The 17,604-nt window shown below is 39.7% G+C and carries 19 protein-coding genes; 14 read left to right on the forward strand and 5 right to left on the reverse strand.

What is annotated here, in order from left to right; translation table 11 throughout:
- The first annotated feature begins 56 nt into the window (after positions 1–56).
- The 3 genes from MHI11_RS02720 to MHI11_RS02730 all read left to right on the forward strand — a co-directional run bounded on the left by MHI11_RS02720 (position 57) and on the right by MHI11_RS02730 (position 2,200).
- The gene (locus MHI11_RS02720; RefSeq protein ID WP_340909019.1) at positions 57–857 is read left to right on the forward strand and encodes an alpha/beta fold hydrolase; all 801 of its coding nucleotides are present in this window, start codon (positions 57–59) and stop codon (positions 855–857) included.
- Between the two features lie 413 nt (positions 858–1,270).
- Complete coding sequence (locus tag MHI11_RS02725) at positions 1,271–1,648, forward strand: hypothetical protein (RefSeq protein WP_340909022.1); 378 nt, start codon at positions 1,271–1,273, stop codon at positions 1,646–1,648.
- Positions 1,649–1,996: 348 nt separating this feature from the next.
- On the forward strand, positions 1,997–2,200 hold the full coding sequence (locus MHI11_RS02730) for a cold-shock protein (protein WP_003214229.1): 204 nt from the start codon (positions 1,997–1,999) through the stop codon (positions 2,198–2,200).
- Positions 2,201–2,481: 281 nt separating this feature from the next.
- Here MHI11_RS02730 and MHI11_RS02735 read toward each other — a convergent pair whose 3' ends face one another.
- On the reverse strand, positions 2,482–2,943 hold the full coding sequence (locus MHI11_RS02735; RefSeq protein WP_044140588.1) for a CarD family transcriptional regulator: 462 nt from the start codon (positions 2,941–2,943) through the stop codon (positions 2,482–2,484).
- A 248-nt stretch (positions 2,944–3,191) separates the two neighbouring features.
- Positions 3,192–4,241 (reverse strand): NAD(P)-dependent alcohol dehydrogenase, encoded by a 1,050-nt coding sequence (locus MHI11_RS02740; protein WP_340960343.1) that lies wholly within the window; start codon positions 4,239–4,241, stop codon positions 3,192–3,194.
- Positions 4,242–4,429: 188 nt separating this feature from the next.
- Between MHI11_RS02740 and MHI11_RS02745 the strand changes: the two genes are divergently transcribed.
- Complete coding sequence (locus MHI11_RS02745; RefSeq protein WP_340960345.1) at positions 4,430–4,831, forward strand: MerR family transcriptional regulator; 402 nt, start codon at positions 4,430–4,432, stop codon at positions 4,829–4,831.
- A 42-nt stretch (positions 4,832–4,873) separates the two neighbouring features.
- Here the strand turns inward: MHI11_RS02745 and bglS are convergent, their stop codons facing one another.
- Positions 4,874–5,605 carry a beta-glucanase gene (gene bglS, locus MHI11_RS02750; RefSeq protein WP_340960347.1) on the reverse strand — a complete coding sequence of 244 codons (732 nt, stop codon included), beginning with the start codon at positions 5,603–5,605 and terminating at the stop codon, positions 4,874–4,876.
- A 305-nt stretch (positions 5,606–5,910) separates the two neighbouring features.
- Between bglS and MHI11_RS02755 the strand changes: the two genes are divergently transcribed.
- The 8 genes from MHI11_RS02755 (at position 5,911) to MHI11_RS02795 (ending at position 14,110) form a co-directional block, all read left to right on the forward strand.
- Entirely contained in the window at positions 5,911–6,489 is a 579-nt protein-coding gene (locus tag MHI11_RS02755) for a TetR/AcrR family transcriptional regulator (protein ID WP_065097496.1), read from the forward strand.
- Positions 6,490–6,561: 72 nt separating this feature from the next.
- On the forward strand, positions 6,562–8,001 hold the full coding sequence (locus MHI11_RS02760; RefSeq protein ID WP_340960349.1) for a DHA2 family efflux MFS transporter permease subunit: 1,440 nt from the start codon (positions 6,562–6,564) through the stop codon (positions 7,999–8,001).
- Between the two features lie 190 nt (positions 8,002–8,191).
- A complete protein-coding gene (locus MHI11_RS02765; protein ID WP_106066409.1) occupies positions 8,192–9,085 on the forward strand; it encodes an alpha/beta hydrolase in 894 nt (297 codons plus the stop codon).
- 139 nt (positions 9,086–9,224) lie between these two features.
- Positions 9,225–9,590, forward strand: a complete 366-nt coding sequence (locus MHI11_RS02770; protein WP_003213869.1) for an MmcQ/YjbR family DNA-binding protein — start codon at positions 9,225–9,227, stop codon at positions 9,588–9,590.
- A gap of 105 nt (positions 9,591–9,695) precedes the next feature.
- Entirely contained in the window at positions 9,696–10,457 is a 762-nt protein-coding gene (locus MHI11_RS02775; RefSeq protein ID WP_283924172.1) for an SDR family NAD(P)-dependent oxidoreductase, read from the forward strand.
- Between the two features lie 105 nt (positions 10,458–10,562).
- Positions 10,563–11,315, forward strand: a complete 753-nt coding sequence (locus MHI11_RS02780) for a helix-turn-helix domain-containing protein (RefSeq protein WP_340960351.1) — start codon at positions 10,563–10,565, stop codon at positions 11,313–11,315.
- Positions 11,312–12,322 (forward strand): alpha/beta hydrolase family protein, encoded by a 1,011-nt coding sequence (locus tag MHI11_RS02785; protein WP_340960353.1) that lies wholly within the window; start codon positions 11,312–11,314, stop codon positions 12,320–12,322. The genes MHI11_RS02780 and MHI11_RS02785 overlap by 4 nt, the downstream gene beginning before the upstream one ends.
- A 639-nt stretch (positions 12,323–12,961) precedes the next feature.
- Positions 12,962–14,110, forward strand: coding sequence for a type II asparaginase (locus MHI11_RS02795; protein ID WP_340960356.1), 1,149 nt, complete (start codon positions 12,962–12,964; stop codon positions 14,108–14,110).
- A 33-nt stretch (positions 14,111–14,143) separates the two neighbouring features.
- Here MHI11_RS02795 and MHI11_RS02800 read toward each other — a convergent pair whose 3' ends face one another.
- Both MHI11_RS02800 and MHI11_RS02805 read right to left on the reverse strand, forming a co-directional pair.
- On the reverse strand, positions 14,144–15,043 hold the full coding sequence (locus MHI11_RS02800) for an alpha/beta fold hydrolase (RefSeq protein ID WP_340909050.1): 900 nt from the start codon (positions 15,041–15,043) through the stop codon (positions 14,144–14,146).
- Between the two features lie 56 nt (positions 15,044–15,099).
- Positions 15,100–15,552 carry a MarR family winged helix-turn-helix transcriptional regulator gene (locus MHI11_RS02805; RefSeq protein ID WP_065097490.1) on the reverse strand — a complete coding sequence of 151 codons (453 nt, stop codon included), beginning with the start codon at positions 15,550–15,552 and terminating at the stop codon, positions 15,100–15,102.
- Between the two features lie 205 nt (positions 15,553–15,757).
- On the opposite strand from MHI11_RS02805, the gene MHI11_RS02810 reads away from it, so the two are divergent.
- A complete protein-coding gene (locus tag MHI11_RS02810) occupies positions 15,758–16,363 on the forward strand; it encodes a TetR/AcrR family transcriptional regulator (protein ID WP_340909055.1) in 606 nt (201 codons plus the stop codon).
- A gap of 31 nt (positions 16,364–16,394) precedes the next feature.
- Positions 16,395–17,594 (forward strand): MFS transporter, encoded by a 1,200-nt coding sequence (locus MHI11_RS02815; protein ID WP_340909058.1) that lies wholly within the window; start codon positions 16,395–16,397, stop codon positions 17,592–17,594.
- The last annotated feature ends 10 nt before the right edge of the window (positions 17,595–17,604 follow it).

The raw sequence follows: 17,604 nt of genomic DNA on the forward strand, positions 1-17,604 counted from the left end.
AACAACAAAAAATCTTGAGATTACTAGGGAAGCGCTAGAAAAGGGGATGCAAATACATGTCAATTTACCATAAAGTCATTGGAGAAGGATATCCGATCGTTATATTACATGGTTGGACACTTGACCATCAAGTGATGTTACATGCATTTGAACCGGTATTTGAAAAACAAAGCGGTTGGAAGAGAATATACATAGACTTACCGGGTATGGGACGTTCCGAGCCGCATCCATCTATTCAGAATTCTGATGATATGTTAGAAGCGGTATTCCGTCTTTTGGACGAAATTATCCCTGATGAACAGTTTATTGTTTGTGGTTATTCGTATGGAGGGTACATAGCTAGAGGTATTGTTCATTCACGCCTAGAAACCGTTCGTGGATTACTACTTGTGGCCCCAATGACTATACCTGTATTCGATCAAAGAGTCGTGCCAGAGAAGACCGTTCTAAAAAGTGACAGCAGCTTGATATCACAACTCTCTCCAGAGGAGACGGATGAATTTTGCTCCATGGCAGTTGTGCAAGGAAAACCGGAATGGGAGAGGTTTCGAGATGAAATTTACCTTCCTTCAAAACAAACAAATCATGAATTCATCAATAACATTCTTCAAAATGGATATGGCTATACCTTCGACATTACATCTGAATTTCAGTATCCCACGCTCATTATCACAGGGCGTCAAGACAATGTAGTTGGATATCACGATGCGTGGCGGCTGATCGAAGACTATCCAAGGGCAACCTTTGCAGTGCTTGATATGGCTGGCCACAACCTGCAAATCGAACAACCCGATGTATTTAACTCATTAGTTCATAACTGGTTAATCAGACTTGAGTCGGAAAATGTAAAGAAATAGATTAGGTTTTGTGCAAAATATGTGCAAATCGGAGTCAGGGGTGAATAACCCCGTGGAGGTTCAAGTCCTCTCGGGCATCTCTAAAAAATACCAAGGGTCGTGTACCCTTGGTATTTTTTTTGTGTGCTCTTTTACTATAAAGTGATAACAAGATACATCGATAGTATGCTAAGTGGAAACATACCCGGTCATTTTAATATAAATTTCTCTTTTGAATGAACGATTCCACATCAGATTATCTTAGGTGCGAAATCATATTGCAACTTTAATTAATGTCCATAAAAGAACTGAATAAGCTCTTTTATTCAGCTTTTAGTTTCCTTTCATCTTTCATATTGTTAAATAAAGGTTATAATGAGATAATTTGATAAAAAGAAATTAAGTCGCATAAGATCAACCAAAGGAGTTATAACATGATAAAAAGGTTTTCTCTAGTTTTACTTACTCTCATGATGTCTATAGTTGTTTTGCTAGCGGCTGCCAAAAATTCCTCTGGGGATCATGTCATTTCATTTGATCAGCCTCACATCTTAATAATATCAATTGTAATAATGGTATGTTTATTCATTCCTCCGTTAGTGATGTCCTTTTTCAGTCACTTGATTGTGAGAACTATATCTAGTGTATACCAATGTTTTATTGTTCTATCTTTTCTGGGGCTCATTCCAATAGGATTTCTTATTCCAGATTTTTTAACAATTGTTGTTTCTGTTGTAGGAACTTTAGCCAGTGTAGCTAGTCTTATAGTCACTTTAAGAATTGATAGGAATAAAGATGCTAATCTTAACTAAAATAAAAATGACATCAATTTTCTAAGAGTACAGTAATGTTTCGTTATTCCTTACTTTTAAATAAAACTGAAAAATGGATTGACGTTATAAACTTGCTTATTCCCTTCGGATTGAACACCCTTTTTGCAAAAAAATATTTTAAAGTCAGTGAAGAACAAAATTGAGTATAATCGTTGATTTTGTTCTTTTAAATCCTAAATTGCAATTATTTCCGAATCATGTTACAATAAGGTTAATTATTTTTGTTCGGCGTAAAGGATAGCATGAAGAAAGACTTTTCGTCTTGAGGATACTTTGGGCAAGGATAGTATAATACATTGTGTGATAACGCACTAGGAGGCAACAAACATGGAACAAGGTACAGTAAAATGGTTTAACGCAGAAAAAGGTTTTGGATTTATCGAACGTGAAGAAGGCGACGATGTATTCGTACATTTCTCAGCTATCCAAGGTGACGGATTCAAATCTTTAGACGAAGGTCAAAAAGTAACATTTGACGTAGAGCAAGGTTCTCGTGGAGCTCAAGCTGCTAACGTTCAAAAAACTGCTTAATCTTCATTTTTTAAAACAGGTTCTCTGTAGAGAGCCTGTTTTTTTGTGCTTTCATTTATTTCTTCAATAAAAAACCCTACTCAGCGTACAAGTAGGGAGTTGTTACAAGGTAATCGTAAAAAAAATTCATGCTTCAAAGGTTTATCAACAGTATAGCATATTGGATTTACAATATGCGGAATTTGCCTAAATAAATTCTTTTTTCTTTCATTAATTGAAGGGTGGGTCAGAGAACTTGAATTCAAAAATGGTGAGGGATGCCCAAAAGAGCGGCAGAGTTCTTAACAGAAACTTTTGATTTGTTTTTCTGTAATCCCTTCGATGACCTCTAATTCACTTAGCAAAAATTCATGGGCATCATCTAGCATTTTCTTTTCACTTGCATTTAGTGCTTTCTCTTTTTTCATACGCATCAGGTCACGTACAACTTCAGCACCGTCTTGGATGCTACCCGTTTTTATTTTGTTTGTATTAATTGTATGCCGTTCTTTCCATGTCGGTATTTGAACTGATTCGCCATGCTGGAAAATGTCCATCACATTGTTTAATGCCAGTATATCTGTAACAGGTCTAATGCGTGAACCCGATATTTTCCGTGTTGGAATCATCACTTTCATATGACTGATTGACATATTAATCACATAATACTGTTGTTTTTCATCAGAAAATTCTTTTTCTTCTATGGCTTCAATTATACCTGCTCCGTGCATTGGATAAACAATGTTATCACCAATTTGAAACATATCATCCGCCTCCATATCATGTATCTACTTTAAGGGTACCACACTTAGGAGGAAAATAATCAAATTTTTAATAATAACATGTTTATTTATTTTTTGTCAATAAATTTAGTTCTAAAAAAAAGAGATGATTCCATGAAAATGTTGGATGATTTTTGAACTTATCCTCTAGAATCTCACTACAAGAAAAACAGGATATCCACCATTAAAAAAGACCAGCCGTTGAGCTGGTCTTTCCAGATAGAATCCGATCATAATGTCGAAATATCAATGACAAACCGATAACGCACATCACTTTTCAGCACGCGTTCATACGCTTCATCAACTTGACTTGCGTTGATCACTTCAATTTGTGGTGCGATATGGTGAGTAGCTGCGAAATCGAGCATTTCTTGTGTTTCTTGGATGCCGCCAACGAGTGAACCAGCAATGCTGCGGCGCCCGGTGATTAATGAAAAGACATGGAACTGATCTGGCTCAGGTGGTGCACCGACATTCACCAAGGTTCCGTCCACTCGAAGTAAGGACAAATAGGCGTCTACATTGATATTAGCAGAGACCGTATTGAGAATGAGGTCATATTGGCCGGATAGTGTTTTAAATGTATCAGGATCACTTGTAGCAAAATAGTCTTTTGCACCAAATGACAGTGCCTCTTCTTTTTTATTCAAAGAGCGGCTCAATACCGTCACTTCAGCACCAAGTGCACGTGCGAATTGAATGGCCACATGACCGAGCCCGCCCATCCCGACGATGGCGACTTTTTTGCCAGGACCTGCCTTCCAGTGCTTTAACGGAGAATAAGTGGTAATGCCAGCGCAGAGAAGAGGACTTGCGACATCAAGGGATAGTTGATCTGGAATGCTGACGACAAAGCGCTCTGTCACGACAATCTTCTGACTATAGCCGCCGTAAGTTGGTTTCCCGTCATAATTGAGGTTATTATAGGTTTGGACGACTCCTTTCTTGCAATATTGCTCGTCTCCATTTTGGCAATATTCACAGGTGCCGCAGGAATCAACAAAACAGCCAACACCTACGCGGTCTCCGATCTGAAACTTCGTCACATCATCGCCGGTATCGGCCACGACTCCAGTAATCTCATGACCCGGAACCATTGGGAAAATACCACCGCTCCATTCATCAAAGGCGCTGTGGATATCTGAATGACAGATCCCGCTAAATTGAATATCAATTAAAATATCATGTGGACGAAGCGCTCTTCGTTCAATGGTTGTCCGTTCAAAGTTCGCTTTTGCATGTGAAACACTTAAAACGTTTGATTGGTGCGTCTGACACATTCTAAATCATCCTTTCAAAAGTAAGATTCTGTTCTACTTCTATACTGTACGTCTTAAAGTGAACTCTAAGTCAATAGAGAACCCTCTTCAGGCTTTTCAACATCCTTAAATAAAGAATTGAGCCAAAAGCATCTTGCGTTCTCTATCAAATTGGAGATGATGAGAAGAAGAAGAGAAGGGTGAAAACAATGAAAATAGCACAAGCCGCCAAGCAGCTCAATTTATCTACTGCTACGCTCAGATACTACGAGAATATTGGTTTAATTCGACCGATCCGTCGTGATGAAAACGGTGTTCGTGATTATGCAGAAGAGGATATTCAGTGGATTGAATTTATCAAATGTATGAGAAATGCGGGTCTCTCAATTGATGCACTTCGAGAATATACGGCTTTATTTATCGAGGGCGAGGATCATACCCTGTCCTCGCGAAAAAGTATTTTGGTCAATGAGAGAGAAAGACTTGTAGAAAAGCAAAAGGAAATCGAAGAGACGATTAAGCGATTAGATTACAAGATAGAAAGTTATGAAGATATTATCCACAGTTATGAAAAAAAGCTAGTTCATCAACTAAAAACCAGCTCTATTTAAATGAAGAAAAACCTGTGACTTGTCACAGGTTTTGTGATGTGGTTATCTTTTTGTGTAACGCACCCAGTTATAATGCGCGTGGAGTGGTGTAACACCGTTATAGGATCCGAGCCATTCATCGACACCTGCACCATTCCAGAGGTTCATCATAATCTTTCCTGGAGTTTGAGGGATTTGAGTAGTGGCAGTATGTTTTAATTGTCCGTCCACATACCATTTAATCGAGTTAGGCTGCCAGTCAAATGCATACGTGTGATAAGAGTTTGCTGCATCAAAACCAAGGTTGACGATCTTTTCATGATTTCCTACACCATTGGTATAGTAGTTAAACTGGACCTTTGTCGTATCTTTTCCAAGAAATTCGATGTCAATTTCATCCCAAGGCGTACCATCAGTCGGTCCTGTATAAGTAAAGAACGAAGACACGATCCCAACATTTTTGGCTGGTTTCATACTGACTTCATAAAGCCCGTAGCCATATGTTTGAGTGGAACGGTTTTCTCCGCAGTCAAACTTATTATAGGAAGGACTTGTGAGCGATAATCGCATTTCCCCTAACGACGTCATGGAGACATTGTTTGCACGCCACGTACAGTTAAACATGTTTCCATTCGAGTACCCATCGGCTTTTTGCCATAACCCCGTATTATAGTTGTTAAAAGGCTCATAAAACGATCCGCCTGTTTGGGCCGAGGCACCCGCAGTAAATGTGGATAAACTCAATACTATTCCAGTGACAAGCAGCATCAACATTCGTTTCATACGGTAAGACATGTAGGCATTCCCCTCTCTTATTTTGAAAGCGATTTCTTAATTGATCATACATGATTCTCTCGAAATGGAAAATCGGTCTAATATATAGTATTAAAGAGGATTTTTTACTAGATTTTTCTCTTATTTCATAAGAAGTTACGAAAGAAAATGATCTTTTTCAGGCTATTTACTAAAGAATGATTGACAAAGCGGACAGTTGTCCGTAAGATAATACCGGTACAATTGTCCTAATGAAAACCAAAAAGTTTTGATTGAACACATAGAGAGAAGTGCAATATGGATGAAGGTAAAGAAGGTGAAGCATCATGGAAAAGGATATTGGGAAGGAAATTGAAGAGGTCGCTTTTACTTTGTTTCAGGAATTTGGCGTGGAAAATGTCAGCATGCATAAAATTGCCAAAACAGCTGGTGTTGGGCAGGGTACTCTTTATCGCCGTTATGCCAATAAAAGTGATTTGTGCCTTTCGATCCTTGGAGAAAAATTTGAACAGCTGATCCCTGCTTTGCATCTTTACTTGAGCAAAATCAGTGACCAGCCGGTTCGTGAACGTTTGCGTTATGTGCTCGAAGAAATTCATCTCATTGTCGGTCATCATTTAGACTGGATTCGGATGCTTACGATATCTGGGAATTTAGAGCAGACAAGCAAAGTGTATGACTGTCATTACAGTCAATCGCTTAGGCAAATGATTCGTGATTTGCTAGAAGAAGCAGATGAAAAAGGGGAAGCGAATATACAGGATATTGAACTGACGACACTTTGTATGTCCTCTCCGATGACGCCTGAAATGATGTTTTATATTCATGAATCTGGTTATACAATCGAAAAAATCGCTCAATTCGCTGCAGAAAAACAGATTTTATCTGTTTTCAATAGACATTGAAGTGGCTCATTTCTAACCGTCCTCACTTCCTATGATTGATTTAAATTGAAAAAGAAAAGGAGCCAGCCTACTATGAACAAACAGCAAGCAGCAGCTTCTCATATTCGAACGCTGCCCATTATTATCTCATTTATTACAGCCGGTTTTATTGGCCTGTTCAGTGAAACGGCACTAAATATGGCGCTGAGAAGCTTAACGTTAGACTTTGGAATTGAAGCGACGACAGCTCAGTGGCTAACAACAGGATATTTATTAACACTTGGTATTCTCGTACCAATTTCAGGACTCATTCTTCAATGGTTTACAACAAGACAGCTTTTCATGACGTCGCTCGTCTTTTCGATCATTGGAACTTTTATCGCAGCAGTTGCACCAGCCTTTAGTATTTTAATGGTGGCACGTGTCGTACAGGCAGTCGGAACAGCATTGCTTCTTCCATTAATGTTCAATACGATTTTGGTAATCATCCCGCCTCATAAACGAGGCAGATCTATGGGGATTATAGGTCTTGTGATCATGTTTGCACCAGCTGTTGGTCCAACAGTCTCTGGTCTTATTTTGAAATCGCTGACGTGGCATTGGATTTTCTGGATTTCACTTCCGCTATTAATAGCTGCACTCGTCTTTGGTTTTATCTTTATGCAAAATATCACAGAACCAACAAGACCAAAAATCGACATCTTATCGATTGTGCTTTCAACCATTGGTTTCGGAGGAATTGTGTATGGCTTTAGTAGTGCCGGTGAAGGCGGCGGCTGGAGCAGTATGCATGTGATCGTTGCAATTGTAGTAGGTGTCATTGGGATTCTTGTATTCTCTCTCAGACAGTTGAATATGAAGGAACCGATGCTGAACTTAAGCCCGTTTAAATATCCGATGTTTGTCATTGGGTTACTGCTGATCTTAGTTTGTATGATGGTCATGCTGTCTGCTATGATGATTTTGCCATTGTATCTGCAAACATCCTTGGCACTAACGACCTTTACAGCAGGTTTAATGCTATTGCCAGGTGGAATTATCAACGGTCTGCTATCTCCAATCATGGGTGGTTTATTTGATAAGTTTGGACCGAAATGGCTTGTGATTCCAGGGCTTGCTATCGTCGCAGTGACGATGTTAGGTTTTACCAATCTAAGTGTGAATACATCGATTGGATACATTGTGACCCTTCATATTACATTAATGGTCGGCATCGCGATGATCATGATGCCTGCACAAACAAATGGATTAAATCAGCTGCCGCCAGAGCTATATCCGCATGGTACAGCGATTATGAATACATTGCAGCAGGTGTCAGGAGCCATTGGTACTGCGGTTGGTATTTCGATCCTTTCATCAGGAACCCGCAGCTTTATGGAAAATGTGGCTGATCCTGCAAATCCGATGAACAAGCTGCTCGCCTTTACAAATGGCGTCCAGCATGCATTTATCTTTGCTGTGATCGTGACCGTCATTGGTTTGATCATCGCTTTCTTTATTAAACGAGTGAAGGTAGAACAGCAAGTTTCATAAAACAGATGAAAAGCACTGAGGACTTAGCGCCGCAGTGCTTTTTTTCACAATACTTGTTTCAAAGAGGGCGAAAATGGGGAGATAGATAAAAAGTGAACCAATGAGAATGTGCTGCTGATTCAGTAGAAGGAAAAGATGAAAAAGAAACGAATGAGTTAAGAAGAAATATATAAGACAGGAGACTGAGATCATGAACTTACAAGAACAAATCAAAATCGCTGAGTCATTACGTCAACCGGCTGAAGGTTCATTACCGAGTCAATCGGAACTAAAACCAGTCCATCCTCCTGAAGTGAATAAAATGGAATATGACATTCCAACAAGTGCTGGCGAAACAAAGGTATGGGTATTTAAGCCAGTTAACACTTCAAAGCAGCCGCTGCCCGTTTTTGTGAATTTGCATGGCGGAGGATTTATCCTAGGCAGTGCTGAAATGGATAACCACTGGTGTCCGGTCATTGCTGACCGAGCCCAATGTATTGTCGTCAATGTCGAGTATCAGCTTGCCCCAGAGCACCCATTCCCAGCCGCTCTTCATGAATGCTACGATGTGCTGAAGTGGCTGTATGAACACCCTGATGAACTTCAAATAGATCCTAATAGAGTAGCCATTGGCGGACATAGCGCAGGAGGGAACTTGGCAACGGCTGCTTGTCTCTTAAATATCCAAAAAGGGAACCAACTCCCGATTGTCTATCAAGTGCTTGATTATCCGCCACTTGATTTAGCCACTGATCCAGCACAAAAGCCAGCATTTGAAGAAGCGATCCCTGTTGAAATGGCGAGGCTCTTTAATGCCTTCTATCTGCAAGGCCAAGATCCGAACAATCCGCTCGTTTCTCCGATCTTTGCCGATCGTTCATCCTTGGCACAAATGCCACCAGCTCTCGTTATCACAGCTGAAAGAGATTCGCTAGCTCAAGAAGCCGAACAATATGCGGAGAAGTTAAAAGAAGCAGGGATAGACGTCACGTACAGACAGTTTAAAGGAGTCCCTCACGCCTTCACGCATGCCGGAGATTTAGAAATAGCTGAAGAAGCTTGGCATCTCATGAGTGATCAATTGAAGAAGGCGTTTGAATAAGAAAGAAACATTGATAGAAAAGCACAGAACCCAGCGGGTCTGTGCTTTATTGTTGTGAAGTGAATGAAAAAGATCAGATATATGCCTTTATAGTCGATATAATAGAAAGAATAGTAGACTTAAAAAAGGAGCGAATCTAATGGAAAAAGAGAATCTACAGGCATTTTGTCTTTCTTTAAAAGGAGTCACCCATGATTATCAGCCAGAATGGCAGGCAGATCGATATCATATTGGTGGAAAGATGTTTGCTATGATGGGAGGAGATGCGAATCGAAAGCCTGTTATCACTTTAAAATGTGACCCTCAACGTGCTGAAGAACTAAGAGAGATGCATGAGGGGATTATTCCGGGCTATTATATGAATAAGACTCATTGGAATTCCATTTACCTTGATGCAGACATTCCAGCTTCATTTGTAGAGGAGTTAATCGAACATTCCTACCAATTGGTTTTTCACAAATTAACAAAAAAATCTCAACATGACATCCTCCAACATGATGAATGAAGCTAGACAAGTTAATCACCCCTGTGATTCTCTTCAAAATTGACTAGAGCAAAGTGCTGTCGTTATAATTTGACTAGTTAGAAGACGTTCATAGGGGGATATAAAATGAGCTATACAGTCATTACAGGAGCAAGTTCAGGTATTGGATATGAGGCGGCACTGGCCTTTGCAGCACGAGGCAAAAACCTTATTTTAGCTGCACGCCGGCTCGAGAAACTCCAAGAACTGAAGAAGGAGATTCTTGATCAATATCCCGATATCAAAGTAAATATACAGTCTGTCGATTTAACCGACATGGAGCAAGTGTATTCATTTTATGAATCATTGGCTGAATATGAGCTCGACACCTTCATTAATAATGCAGGATTCGGCCATTTCGGCTCGATAGGAGAACAGGATTTAAGTAAAATTGGAGATATGCTTCATCTGAATATCGAAGCCTTAACGATTTTATCCACTTTATTTGTTCGTGATTATGAGCAAGTAGAAGGGGCTCAGCTGATCAACATTTCTTCAAGAGCGGGCTATACAGTCGTCGGCAATGCCGTCACCTATTCGGCCACAAAGTTTTACGTGAGTGCCTTTACAGAAGGATTGGCACTAGAGTTGAAAGAAAAGGGAGCTAAGTTACAGGCAAAAATATTAGCACCTTCTGCAACAGAATCAGAATTTGCAAAGCGTTCATTAGATGTAGATCAATTCGAATATGAAGGCAATATCAAGAAATATCATACATCAAAAGAAATGGCAGCTTGTCTGCTTGAGCTTTATGACCATGAAAAAACAGTCGGTATTGTTGACGGCAAGACATTTGATTTTGAATTGAAAGATCCGATTTTTTCACATGCTGGTCCAAGTATGAAATAGAAATGACACATCACTGAGGGAAGATGTCCTCGGTGATTTTTTTATGGCATGATTGACTGTGTGGTAACCACATGGTTTAGAATGTGTACACAAGGAGGGAATCTAGTGACGTATGTAACAAGTGGAGAAGTATGTAAGCTATTAAACATCACAAAGTATACGCTTCGTCATTATATAGAACAGGATCTCGTCCGCCCTGCGAAGGTCGCTCAAAATGGGTACCAATTATTTGATGAAAAAGAAATTTACACCCTTTATCAAATCCTCTTCTTAAAAAAGGCGGGGTTTTCTTTAAAAGATATCAGCGAGAGCTTTTCGAAAGAACCCGATATGACTCTGTCCTATCAAGGTATGCTGGATCAGGTCGAGAAGCAATTACAGGAATTGAGTGAAGTGAAACAGCGTCTGGAGCATATGCTGTCGATTCAAAACAACCTTCAGCTTCATCAAACAACCACTCAAGATCGGCCAATTCGTTATTTAAAACAGATCCCAGATCATCTTCTAAAGACTGAAACAGAGCTCGATTTTAAACAAATCGTTCAACAAAAGGATCTGGATCTGTCTCTTTTTGAGGAGAGATATTATGTGATCAATCTGCAAGATGACTCAACCATTTCTTATTATGTATCAAATGAACAGGATTACGATGTGAGACTGGATGCAGGTTCTTACGCGGTTAAAAGTTTTTTAGCCGAAGATGAAGAGAAAGTCATTGAAGAAATTGAGGCTTTTCTACACGAAGCTCCGTTTGACCAGCCTTCTTATATGATCTTATATGAGAATGTACCAGTCTCTGTCACGTACCAAGATTCCATGGTGTATACAGTTGAACAGAGAGCGGGGAATAGAACTTGAAAAAAAGGATTTGGCTGATCATCGCTGCATCGGCATTCATTTTTATCACAGCATTTGTATTTTATGAAAACAGCTTTGCTATGAATGAAAAGGAAGTCGTCATGGAGACTGCGGATGGGACATTATCAGGTATCGTCACAACACCTAAGAAGGAGTCGGTAAAAGGAATTGTCCTTTTTGTACACGGAGATGGTCCACAAAATGCCACATATGACGGAGGATACAGACCTTTAATGGAACGCTTTGCAAAGCAAGGCTATGCGTCTATATCATGGGATAAGCCCGGGGTGGGTCAATCAGAAGGAAACTGGCTGCATCAATCCATGAATGATCGTGCAAAGGAAGTAGAGTATGTGATCAAATGGGCGAAGAAAGAGCATAATCTTCAATCAAAACAAATCATCTTATGGGGAGCAAGCCAAGCGGGCTGGGTGATCCCAAAAGTAATGACAGATCGAACCGATATCACAGCCTCCATCCTTGTCGGGCCTGCTATCAATTGGATGAGACAGGGAAGGTACAATACACTTCAAACATTAAAAGAAACGAATGCATCTCAAGAACAAATTCAAAAAACAATCGAAAAAGAAGATGAGCAAAACAAATTATTAGAAGAAGGCGCGGCATTTCGCACATATCAAAAGAAAACGGACGATCAAGAGATGACAAAAGATCGATTTGAATTCATACAAAAGAACATGAAAGCCGATGCCACTTCAGATATCAAGCGCATCCAATCACCGATCTATTTGGTTTTGGCACAAAATGACCGAAACGTAGATTCCGCTGAAACAAAAACGATCTACGAGAAAGAAGTAGCACCTCAATGGTTGCATATTCAAACAATAAGAGACGTAGAGCATTCAATGCTGAATCCGCTCATTCATCATTCCAATGCCCTGATCACATTAGCAGCGATCGCCGCACCGAAAGATTTCCTACTGAGCCAAGCGTACTTGGATCATTGTGAGCATATACTCGAGCAGCTAAAAACACCTTCACATTAGGTGTTTTTTTCATAAGTTCTTTGATAAAGCAAAGAATCAAAGATCCAGTAGATGAGACTGCTCATGATGACGATAGGTATAGATACTGAACTCCCAATTCCATCAATCACAAAAAGCATGACAACCATTGCAATCAGTAAATAAGCAGCTAGATAAAGTGGATGGAAAACCTTTGGTTGCAAAGAAAACAACAACTGCAAAGGTACCGCAAAGACGAAATAATAAACAAAAAAGATGGGAACGTAAAATACCATAAACGTAGGCTCACCCTGAATCGGTGGATAGAAGCATACGAACAGACTGAGTAAAATCGAACTAAGGAATAGTGTTATTAGTTTTGTGAAATGATTGAAGCTTTTGCAATATGTATACTCCTTTTTGTAAAATTTACTATATTTTATCATAAATTGATGATCTAGCATCGTTTACTGTTAATAATTGAACAACCTCAATATTCCCTTTTTTTAAAAAAAGTTAGGTATTTAGATGTAAAGAAATGATTGTGATAATGACCTTTTTGCCTTTATTTGGTTCTGTAACTTTCGCCTCATGCTGATGAATGAAGGATTGGTATAAAGTAAACCCTATAGAAAGAGATATAGCTTTGAATCCATCACATTTAAGAAAAGAGATGATCGAATGAACGTAACAAAATGGTTAGGTGCTGTCCTTCTTTCTGTTTTATTAATGTCGACAGCAGCTTGTGCCAATACAAGTACTCAACAGAAAAATCAAAGCGAAAACGAAACCGCATCTAAGGAATCAAAAGACAAAACGACAGCCGTAGAAACAGGTAATAAGTCCTTGTCTAATATTAAGGTATTAGCGACAGGCGGGACGATTGCTGGCAGTTCAGACAGTGATACAGATACGACAGGGTATAAATCTGGTTCACTTGGCATCGATAAAGTCATTGCTTCAGTTCCTCAGCTCAAGGATATTGCAAACGTAACAGGTGAGCAGGTGGCGAACGTAGGTAGTGAAAATGTGGATGATGCTCTTCTTTTAAAATTAGCTAAACGAGTCAATAAACTCTTAAACGATGATCAAGTCGATGGGATTGTCATCACACATGGAACAGATACACTTGAAGAGACCGCTTACTTTTTACATTTGGTTGTCAAAAGTGATAAGCCAGTTGTGGTCGTTGGCTCAATGAGACCAGCGTCTGCTATCAGTGCGGATGGCCCGCTAAACTTGTATCATGCTGTGAAAATTGCATCCACAAAAGAAGCCAAAGGCAAAGGGGTCATGGTCACATTAAATGACCGAATTGCATCAGCTCGATTTATTACAAAGACAAACACGACCACAACCGATTCCTTCAAGTCTCTTGAGCAAGGCTACATTGGAGAAATTGCTGGTGAAGTGGTTTCCTTTTATAACGAACCAACAAGAAAACATACGTCTGAAAGTGAATTTGATGTATCAAACATAAAAGAATTACCACAAGTCGATATTTTATACGGCTATCAAAATGATCAAAAATACATGTATGATGCAGCAGTAAAAGCAGGAGCGAAAGGCATTGTCGTTGCCGCAGCCGGAAATGGAACGATGTCAACAGAAGCCATCAAAGGGGCAACAGATGCCGTGAAGAAAGACGTGGTCCTCGTGAGATCAAGCCGTGCAGGAAATGGAATTGTGACCCATGAAAAAATGGATGATGAACATCACTTTGTTTCATCGGATTCATTGAATCCACAAAAAGCACGCATTCTGCTTATGCTCGCTCTAACGAAGACAAAAGATCCAAGTAAAGTGCAGGCATATTATGAAAAGTATTAATGAAGAAAGGGACCCGAAGCTTCGGGTCTTTTTTTATACGTGCTCCTGATGATGCTCTTCTGCACGTGTTTTTAAAGAGAGTAAAATATCTCGCCAAATATCGTCTACATCCGTAAGAAAATGTCCCGCTTCATCGATATAATAGGTTTTGACGTTTGGAATGTTAGGAGCCATTTTTTCTATTTCGACAAACGGAGCCATGGAATCTTCTTTTCCATGCCATACATCAACTGGGATTTGAATATCTTTCATATCGAATGCCCACGGACGCGAGAGTAAATCTGGTTCATGAATACATTCATCCACCGATTGACGAGTGGCTTCGTGTAAATGTGTCATCATCATCTCTAACTGCTCATCGGTTTGAAGGAATTGACGGTCCCACGGATGTAAATGCTTGTTCCCGTTTTTAGCCAGCTTCTTAAATTTCTCTGGTTTGTTCTCAATCATTTTCTTCTGGGAACGATAGCTTGCTCTTAATAGCCAAGGAAACTTCTTACTGAGGAAAAAAGCCAATTTGTTTTCTTTGAGCATACTTTTAGGCGGTTTTCCGTTTTGAAATGGCGTTGTACTTGAAATCAGAGCGGCTGAAAGGACTCGATTCGGCAATTGATAAGCACAGCCAGCAGCGAATGCGCCGCCTCCAGATACACCCATCACTGAAAAATGGTGAACGCCGAGATAATCTGCTACTTCCAACACATCTTTTGCCCAATCTAAAATCGTACGGTCAGGTTGAGGGGTAGATAAACCAAATCCTGGTCTGTCTAAACAGATGAGACGAACACCGAGCTCTTTAGAAATGGGGTCATCATCTAAAAACATCACTCTTGATCCAGGAGTTCCATGAAAAAAGAATACTGGAAACCCTTCAAGATCCCCGTATTCACACAAACCAATATGACGACCATCTTTTAAAAGAATGCTATCCATACTTTCATCTCCTTAATAGTTTATCTAACTTAAATGTTGGAGAAAGAAACACCGTATTAAGGCGCTTCTTTCGCAATCTGATAGATTTTTTCGTATAGAGACAATAATGTTTTTAAATCTTCTTTTGGAAGCTTTGCATAATATTTTTGAATGAGGTGCAATTGAATTTCTTCTGTATTCTTGTGAAAGTCATGACCCTTTTGAGCAAAATCAACAATGATTTCCCGTCGGTTATGTGGATTAATTTCTCGCTTGACATAGCCAAGTTGTTCAAGCTTTGATACAAGCTGGCTAGCGGCACTTGCCGAAATTGAAAAGTAATCAGCTAGTTCGTTGATTGTTCTTGTTTTTGTCCGTAATAATTCAAGTGTCAGTTCTTGTTTGGCTGATAAATCTGCATATTCATGTTTTAAAAATCGTTGATACTCTTCTACATAGATGGAGCCTAGTGCATTCGAGTATTCAATGATTTTTTTACTGTAATGAATGATTTCTGCATCCAATGACATCACCTCTATTCCATTATAGGCAATGTTTATAGTTAAGTGAAGTTAAATATTAAGGTAATTTAAATGAAGAGATGGCATAAGTGATTGTTTCGATGACTTTTTCATTGTATTTTGAATAAGATCCATTTATAATAAAAAAATAAACCAACTGGTCGGTTTTGAATTTTCCTGATGAAGAAAAGCAAGATAGAAGGGATTGTGAAAGATGACAAGTACACAAAGCGGGGCTGAAAAGAGCGAGAAGACGAAGCGAAAAATTGTCACCGCTTCACGTGATTTATTTGCAAAAAAGGGATATTCAGAAACATCTGTGCGAGATATTCTAGAGGCGGCTGAAGTGAGTAAAGGCAATCTTTATCACCATTTTAAAGGAAAAGAGTTTTTGTTCCTTCATATCATGGAAGAGGATCACCTCTTGATGATGGAGACGTGGCATCAGGAAAAACAAACGATGCACCTGGCCATTGATCAGCTCGCAGGATTTGCAGAGCTGCTCAGTCAAATGGGCATTAACTACCCATTAATGAGAGCAAGTGAGGAATTTTGTGCAAGTGCCTTTACATCAGACGAGGTCATGGAACGGCTGAACAAGATTGATGTCGACTTTGATGATGTGATGAGAGACATCATACTTAAAGGTAACAAAGATGGCAGCTGGTCGATCCAGCATGTCGAGTCAACGGTGAAAATATTATTATCCGTTTTTTACGGATTAGACGTGTTGTATAAAAATGATCCAATCGAAGAGAAAAAAGAATTACAAAAACAAGCGATCTCATTGATTATTCACGGAATCAACCCTCATGAGTAACAATTGAATCAATAAAGGGGAAACAAACATCATGCAAAAACCGATTCGTGAGCAAAAAGCTGTACTCGTTATTTTATTAAGTAACATATTTATTGCGTTTTTAGGCATTGGTCTTATTATTCCTGTCATGCCGCTATTCATGAATGTGATGCATCTAACAGGGAGTACGATGGGATACCTTGTGGCAGCGTTTGCTGTGGCTCAGCTCATTGCATCACCTATTGCAGGGAGATGGGTAGACCGCTATGGAAGAAAGATTATGATTGTGTCAGGACTATTTCTATTTGCGTTATCAGAACTTGTCTTCGGTCTTGGGACACACGTGTATGTGCTGTATTTTGCAAGGCTGCTAGGCGGTATTAGTGCGGCATTAGTTATGCCAGCTGTCACTGCTTATGTCGCTGATATCACGACCGTTCAAGAAAGATCAAAGGCAATGGGATATGTGTCAGCGGCCATTAATACCGGCTTTATTATTGGTCCGGGAATTGGTGGCTTTATCGCAGAATACGGCGTACGCCTGCCATTCTTCTTTGCAGCAGGGATTGCCTTTATAGCTGTCATTTCGTCTATGCTTTTGCTGAAGGAGCCATTAACAAAAGAAGAGCGAGCGAAGCAGATGGATCAAGTGAAGGAATCGACCTTCTTTAAAGATTTGAAAAAATCGATCCATCCAAGCTATCTCATCGCTTTTATCATTGTGTTTGTCCTCGCGTTTGGACTGTCTGCGTATGAAACGGTCTTCAGCTTGTTTACAAATCATAAGTTTGGATTTGGTCCAAAAGATATTGCGGTGATTATTACGGTCAGCTCGATTGTGGCGGTCATCATCCAAGTGCTGGTGTTTGGGAAACTCGTAAATACCCTTGGGGAAAAAAGAGTCATTCAGCTATGCTTGATTGTCGGAGCGGTGCTCGCTTTTGTTTCAACTGTCGTCTCAGGCTTTATGGTAGTCCTCATTGTCACATGTGTAATTTTCTTAGCGTTTGATTTATTGCGTCCAGCATTAACGACCTTTTTATCAAAAATCGCTGGCAATCAGCAAGGATTTGTCGCAGGGATGAACTCTACCTACACAAGCCTAGGTACGATTTTCGGCCCAGCCCTTGGCGGGATTTTATTCGATCAAAATATACATTTCCCATTTCTATTCGCAGGTGTTGTCTTATTTCTCGGATTAGGCTTAACCCTTATTTGGAAGGGGAAGGCAGAAGAGCCTGCGGCAGAATAACAGAAAAGAG

Source organism: Bacillus sp. FSL K6-3312 (genome assembly GCF_038007485.1).
GTDB lineage: Bacteria > Bacillota > Bacilli > Bacillales > Bacillaceae > Bacillus > Bacillus pumilus.